Raw genomic sequence first — 7,817 nt, forward strand, 5'->3', positions numbered from 1 at the left:
CTGGGCCGACATGGGGCGGCTCGCGGCGCGGCGGCTGGTGTTCGCCGCGCCCGTGCTGCTGGTCGTCACCTTCGGGGTGTTCGCGGTGGCCGCCGCCTCCCCGTTCGACCCGGTCAAGGCGTACGCCGGTACCGCCGCGCTCGGCGCCGACGCGGAGACCCTGGCCCGGCTGCGCGAGAACCTCGGCGTGGACCAGCCGTTCACCTCCCGCTGGTGGAACTGGCTGACCTCCGCGCTCGGCGGCGACCTCGGCTACTCCAGCGTGCTGCGCCAGCCCGTCACCGAGGTCATCGGCGAACGGCTGGTGTGGTCGGCGCTGCTGTGCACCCTCGCGTTCGCGCTGGCCGTCCTCACCGGCACCGTCCTCGGGGTGCTCGCCGCCCGCCGCCCCGGGTCATGGCTGGACCGGGCCGTCACCTCCCTCGCCTACACCCTGGAGGCGGCCCCCGTCTTCTGGATCGCCCTGCTCGCGGTCTGGCTGTTCGCGCTCCAGCTCGATCTGCTCCCGGCGGGCGGTCTCACCGACACCGCCAGCGAGACCGTCACCCCGGGGCAGGTCGCCGGCCATGTCATTCTGCCCGCCGGGGTGCTCGCGCTGTCCCAGCTCCCCTGGTTCACGCTGTACGTCCGCCAGGGCGTCGGCGACGCGCTCGCCGAGGACCCGGTGCGGGGCGCTCGGGCGCGCGGGCTGAGCGAGCGGACCGTGCTGCTCGGGCACGCCCTGCGGTCCGGGCTGCTGCCGGTGCTCACCCTGATCGGCTCCCGGGTGCCCGAACTCATCACCGGCGCCCTGCTGGTGGAGACCGTCTTCAGCTGGCCCGGGATCGCGGCGGCCACCGTGGAGTCGGCCACCGCCGTGGACTTCCCGCTGCTCGCCGCGCTCACCACGCTGGCCACCGCCGCCGTACTGCTCGGCAATCTGCTCGCGGATCTGCTGTACGGCCTCTTCGATCCGAGGGTGACATTCCGTGACATGTGAAACCCCGGCAGGCCCGGCCAACCCGGCCACCCCGGCGGCTCCGGTCACGGGGACCGACTGGCGGTCCCACGGCACCAAGCGCCGCTCCACCCGTACCGTCCGGGTGCGGGTGTCGGCCGTCCTGGTCGGGGCGACCGTGCTCGCCGTGCTCCTCGTCCCGCCGCTGGTCCGGCTCGACCAGCAGGCCGTCGATCTGGCGCTGAAGCTCCGGCCGCCGAGCTGGGCCCATCCGTTCGGGACCGATGACGTGGGGCGGGATCTGCTGCTGCGGTGCGTGTACGGGCTGCGGGTGTCGCTGCTCGTCGGGCTCGCCGCCGCGCTCACCGCCACCGTCATCGGGACGGCCGTGGGGGCGCTGGCGGGGTCGCTCGGCGGCTGGGTGGACCGGCTGGTGATGCGGGTGGTCGACACCCTCGCCTCCGTACCGCATCTGCTGCTGGGTGTGTTCATCGTGGCGATGTTCCGGCCGGGGGTGTGGCCGGTGGTCGTGTCGGTCGCGCTCACCCACTGGCTGTCCACCGCCCGGATCGTGCGCGCCGAGGTGCTCTCGCTGCGGTCCCGGCCGTACATCGACGCGGCCGTGTCCGGGGGCGCGTCGCGGTGGCGGGTGACCGTACGGCATCTGCTGCCGGCCGTGCTGCCGCAGGCGGGGCTGGCGGCCGTCCTGATGGTGCCGCACGCCATGTGGCACGAGTCGGCGCTGTCGTTCCTGGGGCTCGGCCTGCCCACCCACACCGCGAGCCTCGGCACCCTCATCCAGGGGGCCCGCAGCTCCCTGCTCGCCGGGGACTGGTGGCCCACCCTCTTCCCCGGACTGTTCCTCATCGTGCCGACCCTCGCCATCGCGGGACTGGCCGGGGCCTGGCGGGAACGGATCAATCCCCGGCGCCGATCGGAGCTGATGCTGTGAGTGACCAGGGGACATTCGGCGCCCCCGTGCTGTCGGTGCGCGGGCTGTCCGTGCGGTTTCTGCTGCCCGGCGGGGCCCGGGTCGCCGCCGTCACCGACGCCTCCTTCGACGTGGCCGCCGGGGAGTGCCTCGCGCTGATCGGCGAGAGCGGCTGCGGCAAGTCCGTGCTCGCCTCCGCGCTGCTGGGGCTGCTACCCGGCAACGCCCAGACCGCGGGCGCCGCCCTGCTCGGCGACCTGGACCTGCTCACCGCCGGTGAACGCACCCTCGCCCGGCGGGTCCGGGGGCGGCTCGTCGGGCTGATCCCGCAGAGCCCGGCCGCGCATCTCACCCCGGTGCGCCGGGTGCGGTCCCAGCTGGAGGAGACGGTCGCCGCGCTCAGCGGGGTGCGCGGGCGGACCGCCGTACGGGACGCCGCCGAACGGGCCGCCGGGCGGGCCGCGTTCCCCGCCGGTCATCTGGACCGGCATCCGCACGAACTGTCCGGCGGCCTCGCCCAGCGGGCCGCCACCGCGCTCGCGCTGGTCGGCGACGCGCCCCTGCTGCTCGCCGACGAACCCACCACCGGCCTCGACCGCGACCTCGTCGACCACACCGTCGACGAACTGCGCGGCCACGTCGACAGCGGCGACGGCCGGGCCCTGCTCGTCATCACCCATGACCTCGCCGCCGCCGAGCGGATCGCGGACCGGGTGGCGGTGATGTACGCGGGCCGGATCGTGGAACTCACGGACGCGAAGACGTTCTTCGGCGATCCCGGTCCCCGCCATCCCTACAGCCGCGGTCTGCTCGGGGCCCTGCCCGACCGGGGGTTCACCCCGATCCCCGGGCTGCCGCCCGAGCTGAGCGATCTGCCGCCCGGCTGCGCCTTCGCCCCGCGCTGCCCCCGGGCCGACGCCGTCTGCGCCGCCCCGCCCCCGGTGACCGACGGCACCGCCTGCCACCATCCGCACCTCCGGGAGGGCCAGCGTGCTTGAGCTGCGCGCCATCACCGCCGGATACGGCCGCCGCGACCCGGTCGTCCGGGACGCCTCGCTCACCGTCCACCCCGGGCGGGCGGTCGGTCTGCTCGGCCCCAGCGGCTGCGGCAAGTCCACGCTGGCCCGGGTCGCGGCCCTGCTGCACCGCCCCGACGCCGGGACGGTCGTCCTGGACGGCGAGCCGGTCGGCGGCTGGCGGCACCGGGCGCCCCGCGCCCAGCGCACCGCGATCGGGGTCGTCTTCCAGCAGCCCCGGCTCTCCGCCGATCCCCGGCTGCGGCTGACCGACCTGATCGCCGAGCCGCTGCGGGCCACCGGACGCCGGGAGGAGATCGGCGCCCGGCTCGCCGAACTCGCCCCGGCGGTGGGCCTCACGCCCGATCTGCTGGGCCGCCGCCCGCACGAGGTCAGCGACGGCCAGCTCCAGCGCGCCTGCCTGGCCCGCGCGCTGGTCCTCCGGCCGCGCTGGCTGATCTGCGACGAGATGACCGCGATGCTGGACGCGTCCACCACGGCGGCGCTGGTCGGCGCGGTGGAGCACTACCGGTCGGACACCGGGGCGGGCCTCTTGGCGGTGGGCCATGACCGGGTGCTGCTGGAGCGGTGGTGCGATGGGGTGGTGGAGTGGGGGGATGTTTCGGGGGTGGAGGGGCGGAAGGGGTAGGGGGAGGGGGAGGTGTCGGGGGTGGAGGGGTTGAGGGTGCGGAAGGGGTGGAGGGGCGGAAGGGCTAAGGGGGCGGCAAGCGCTAGAGGGGCGGCAGGCGGTCCGGGGCTGTCCTGGGTGCGGGCGGTCGCCGCCGTCTCCGGGCCGTCCACCGGGGCCCGGCGCCCGGCGCCCCGCGTCGTGGACAGCCACAGTTGCGGGGGATCCGGGGGTCTCGGGCGGGGCGGCGGGTGAGGTGCCCGGAGCTGGCCGCTCCGGACGGGGTGGTCGGGACCGGAGGGGTCCCGGCGGATCACGGGGAGCGTTGCGCCGCCGCCTCCGCCGAGAGCCGGGGCGCCTCGGCCGCCGCCGTCGTCGTCGCCGCCCCGCCCGCCGAGCGCAAGGCCGTGCAGGCGGCTACGGGATCGGCGGCAGCGCCCCCGGCAGGGTGCCCATGACGCAGGCATCCCCGGCGGAGACGCCGACGACGGCGGGGCGTCCCCGGCGGAGACGCCCCGCGCACATCCCCGGCGCAGGCGCCCACGAGGGAGTGACCTGAACGCACCGTGAGAGCGCCCGCGACGGAGTGACCCAACCGGACCGTGAGGTGGTGGCGAGGTCAGGCGGAGACGTCAGGCGGAGAGTTCCGCCGCCTCCTCCGCCGAGAGCCGGGGCGCCTCGGCCGCCGTCGCCGTCGTCGCCGCCCCGCCCGCCGAGCGCAGGGCCGTCGGGGCCGCCGCCGGGTCGGCGGGACGCCGGGTGTGCCAGTCCGTGACGGCCTGGTACGCGGCGACGACCTCCAGCAGCCGGTCCTCCTCGTAGGGCTGGCCGCCCAGCAGTACCCCGGCGGGGAGGCCGGAGACGAATCCGGCGGGGAAGCCGATCAGGGGCAGTCCGAGCAGGTCGAAGGGGACCACGTCGGTCTGGAGGACGACATCGCAGTCGTCGAGGATGCCGTCGAGGACCTCGCGCAGCAGATGGTTCTTGGCGCGCTGGGCGGTGATCCACTCGTCGCCGGAGATCATCAGCCCCTGGAGCCAGCTCAGCAGGGACACCCCGAACTTGGTGGGGTCCTCGCGCAGCCAGTGCCGGAACGGCTCGGTGCGCTCGGAGAGCCGGGCCGCGTTGAAGGTGGTGGTGAGGAGGGACCAGTCGTCGGGGTAGGTGATGTCGACCAGGGTGACACCGGGGATCGCGTCGAGGGTGTCGAGCAGCGCGGAGCGCACGGCGGTGGCGGTGCCGCTCAGGAAGTTGGCGGGGACGCCGATGCGGGTGGCGTGGCGGAGCTGGACGGTGCCGCGCCGGGAGCGGACCGGGGTGGCCGCCTTCACCAGGTCGGGGATGCCCGGCAGGCCCAGCGTGCGGGGATCGTTGGGGTCGGGTCCGGCCATCACGGACAGCATCAGCGCGGCGTCCATGGCGTCCCGGGCCAGCGGTCCGGGGTGGTCGCGGGTGAAGGACAGCGGGATGACGCCGTATACGGAGGCCCGGCCCATGGTGGGCTTGAGGCCGGTGAGATTCTGCCGGTTGGCGGGCAGCACGATGGAGCCGCCGGTCTGGGTGCCGATCGCGGACGCCGCGAGCCGCCCGGCGACCGCGCAGGCCGAGCCGGTGGACGAACCGCCGGGGTCGGTCGCCGGGTTGTCCGGGGTCCAGGCGTTGACGGTGGTGACCGTGCCGTTGGGCCGGGTCGCCCGGGTGGTGGCCAGCGGCCCCATCTGCCCCTTGCCCAGTACGATCCCCCCGGCCCCGGTGAGCCGGGCGACGGCGGTGGCGTCGTACTCCGGGACGAAGTCTTCGAAGATGAACGAGTTGCAGCGCGTCGGGACGTCCTGGGTGAAGTAGTTGTCCTTGATGCAGAGCGGGATGCCGTTGAGGACGCCGCGCTTGGAGGTGGTCCGGCGGTCGGCGGCGCGGGCGGCGGTGAGCGCCCGGTCGGCGGTCACCTCGGCGTACGCCTGGTAGACGCCGTCGTACCGCTCGATCCGGGCGAGGTACGCCTCGGTGAGGGTGACGGAGGTCGGTCTGCGCTGCCGCATCAGGACGGCGGCCTCGGCGAGGGTGGCCTCGGTGGGGTCGCGCCGGGCGGCGTCGCGGACCTGGATGTCGGGGAGGTAGGGCGCGGCGCCCCGGCTCGCGGTCGCGGGGGCGGCGACTGCGGGCGAGGGCAGCGTCAGCCCTCCGGCGACGGCCCCGGTGACGGCGGCGGAACCGGCGAGGAACGTACGGCGGTTGAGTGCGCGGCGCTCGCCGTCCCGCACGGCGGGTGTCCGGGGTTCGGGGGCGGTGCTGCTCATGCGGTGTCCGCCTTTCCGGTCCAGGACTCGGTGATGGACGGGTAGATCAGCGGGGCGGCGGCCTGCTGGGCGTAGACCGCCCCGGGCTTGCCGGTGACGGGCGGTGCCCAGCCGGCGAGGGCCGGGGGCGAGGAGGTGACGAACGACCGCAGGGAGGCGAGGACCTGAGCGCGGGTCGGGACTCCCGTCTCCGGGTCCGGGGTCTCCGGCAGCAGCTCCAGATCGAATCCGGCGAGCGCGAGTCGGGTGCGTATGTAGGCGTCCACCTGCTCGGCGGTGGGCGGGGGCGGCTGGCTCAACGTGTCCTCCCTCGGTGGGAGTGGGGGGTGTCGGGTGATTGGCCAGACTTCATCACCCATCGATATCCGCCCCATTAACCCCGGGTGTCACGGTTGTTGCCCCGCCGCCCGGCCGGAGGGGGAGCGGGGGGTCAGGGTCCGGCGTGGATCTGGCAGGCCCACAGGCTGGGGGTGAGCGGGTAGGTCTCGCGCAGGACGTGCACGGCCCGGTGCAGGGCGCGGGCCGTGCGGGCGGTGTCGAGGGTGCCGTCGGGGCGGGTCAGGGCCGTGTACACGCGCCCGGCGACCTCCGCGCCGATCACATCGTCGAGGTGCCAGAGGGAGCCGACGACATGGGGGAATCCGGCCATCTGGAAGGCGCTGACGATGTGCACGGCCTCGTCGGCGAGTTCGGGGCTGGTGCGCAGGGTGGCGCAGGCGGAGAGATAGGCGAGGCGGACCGACGGCAGCCGCAGCCGTGCCAGGTCACGGACGGTCAGCGGCCGGTCGGTGTGGTCGTGCAGGACGAGCCGGGCGGCGGAGGGGCGGTCGGGGTCGGCGAGGGCGTGGCAGGCGAAGTGGACGGAGGTGTGGCGGTGCAGGGCGGCGGTGACGGCGGGCCGGGTGGCGTCGGCGCCGCTCAGCAGGACGGCGCCGGGCAGCCGCCGGGCGAGCTGCTCGGCCTCGCCGCGGGCGCCCGGCAGCGGGCTCTGGCCGGATGCCTCGGGGACGCTGACGACGAGGGGCCCGCCGCCGTCCGCCGGGCGGGTGAGGCGCTCGCGGGCGTGGTGCAGGGCGCGCAGGGTGGGGGTGTAGGAGGAGATCACCCGGTCCAGTGCGCCGGGGCCGCCGTCGGCGGGCTGGGCGGCGTGCAGCGGCAGCGGGCCGAGCAGTCCGCCGGGTGACCACCACAGCCGGGTGGCCTCCGGCAGCCGGTCCAGGACGGGGCCGGTGACGGTGTGCCAGAGCCAGTCGAGGGTGTCCCGTACCGTCCGCTGGGCGCGCTGCGACTGCTTGCGGGTGGTGCCGGGCGCCTCGATCCGCGCGAGCGCCTCCTCGAACTCCCCGAGCCGCCCGCGCACCGCGTCCGCCCCGAGCGCGGGCAGCGGTACGGCGACGACGGCGCGTTCGGTGACGAGCAGGGCGTCGCTGCCGTACGGGGAGACGTTGACCAGCACGACCGGGCCCTCGGCGGCGACGGCCCGGACCTCGCCCTCGTCCCACTCCCGGACCGGGCGGAGCAGCCCGAGTGCGGGGTGGGCGGCGCGGATACGGGCGGTGAGGTCGCGCCACTCGTCGGCGAGGCGCTGGCGGAGGTCGGCGGTGAGGTGGGGTGCGGGCCGCGGGATGGGACCGGTGGCCGGGGACGACGCCGGGTCCTCCGGCAGGAACTCCGCACCCCCGGTCGCCGAGTCGAGCGCATCGCGGAACCGAAGGTCGGGTGCGGGCCGCGGGATGGGACCGGTGGCCGGGGACGACGCCGGGTCCTCCGGCAGGAACTCCGCTCCCCCGGTCGCCGAGTCGAGCGCGTCGCGGAGCCGAAGGTCGGGTGCGGGCCGCGGGGTAGGACCGGTGGCCGGGGACGGCGCCGGATCCTCCGGCAGGAACTCCGCTCCCCCGGTCGCCGAGTCGAACGCGTCGCGGAGCCGAAGGTCGGGTGCGGGCCGCGGGGTAGGACCGGTGGCCGGGGACGGCGCCGGATCCTCCGGCAGGAACTCCGCTCCCCCGGG

7 protein-coding genes are annotated in these 7,817 nt (G+C 75.8%); 4 read left to right on the forward strand and 3 right to left on the reverse strand.

Annotation, left to right across the window (positions count from 1 at the left end):
* Positions 1-10: 10 nt before the first annotated feature.
* Genes ABZX40_RS22700 through ABZX40_RS22715 form a run of 4 tightly spaced genes read left to right on the forward strand, consistent with a single transcriptional unit; the run spans position 11 to position 3,533 of the window.
* Positions 11-979 carry an ABC transporter permease gene (locus ABZX40_RS22700; RefSeq protein ID WP_355741181.1) on the forward strand — a complete coding sequence of 323 codons (969 nt, stop codon included), beginning with the start codon at positions 11-13 and terminating at the stop codon, positions 977-979.
* Entirely contained in the window at positions 969-1,889 is a 921-nt protein-coding gene (locus ABZX40_RS22705) for an ABC transporter permease (protein ID WP_355741026.1), read from the forward strand. The genes ABZX40_RS22700 and ABZX40_RS22705 overlap by 11 nt, the downstream gene beginning before the upstream one ends.
* Entirely contained in the window at positions 1,886-2,866 is a 981-nt protein-coding gene (locus tag ABZX40_RS22710) for an ABC transporter ATP-binding protein (protein WP_355741024.1), read from the forward strand. The genes ABZX40_RS22705 and ABZX40_RS22710 overlap by 4 nt, the downstream gene beginning before the upstream one ends.
* Positions 2,859-3,533: an ATP-binding cassette domain-containing protein gene (locus ABZX40_RS22715; RefSeq protein ID WP_355741022.1), complete on the forward strand. Its 675-nt coding sequence runs from the start codon at positions 2,859-2,861 to the stop codon at positions 3,531-3,533. Before ABZX40_RS22710 ends, ABZX40_RS22715 begins: the two co-directional genes overlap by 8 nt.
* Positions 3,534-4,144: 611 nt before the next feature.
* On the opposite strand, the gene ABZX40_RS22720 is transcribed toward ABZX40_RS22715, so the two are convergent.
* The 3 genes from ABZX40_RS22720 to ABZX40_RS22730 form a co-directional block, all read right to left on the reverse strand.
* The gene (locus tag ABZX40_RS22720) at positions 4,145-5,809 is read right to left on the reverse strand and encodes an amidase family protein (protein WP_355741020.1); all 1,665 of its coding nucleotides are present in this window, start codon (positions 5,807-5,809) and stop codon (positions 4,145-4,147) included.
* On the reverse strand, positions 5,806-6,108 hold the full coding sequence (locus ABZX40_RS22725) for a hypothetical protein (protein WP_355741018.1): 303 nt from the start codon (positions 6,106-6,108) through the stop codon (positions 5,806-5,808). The genes ABZX40_RS22720 and ABZX40_RS22725 overlap by 4 nt, the downstream gene beginning before the upstream one ends.
* A gap of 131 nt (positions 6,109-6,239) precedes the next feature.
* Positions 6,240-7,817, reverse strand: a 1,578-nt coding sequence (locus ABZX40_RS22730; RefSeq protein ID WP_356162643.1) for a CHAT domain-containing protein, incomplete at its 5' end; no start/stop codon positions are given.

It is taken from the genome of Streptomyces sp. NPDC004610 (assembly GCF_040609715.1).
Lineage (GTDB): Bacteria > Actinomycetota > Actinomycetes > Streptomycetales > Streptomycetaceae > Streptomyces.

Excerpts from the sequence above, each read along its gene's own strand:
- ABZX40_RS22720 (WP_355741020.1), bottom strand. The coding sequence starts at position 5,809 with ATGAGCAGCACCGCCCCCGAACCCCGGACACCCGCCGTGCGGGACGGC.
- ABZX40_RS22700 (WP_355741181.1), top strand. The coding sequence starts at position 11 with ATGGGGCGGCTCGCGGCGCGGCGGCTGGTGTTCGCCGCGCCCGTGCTG.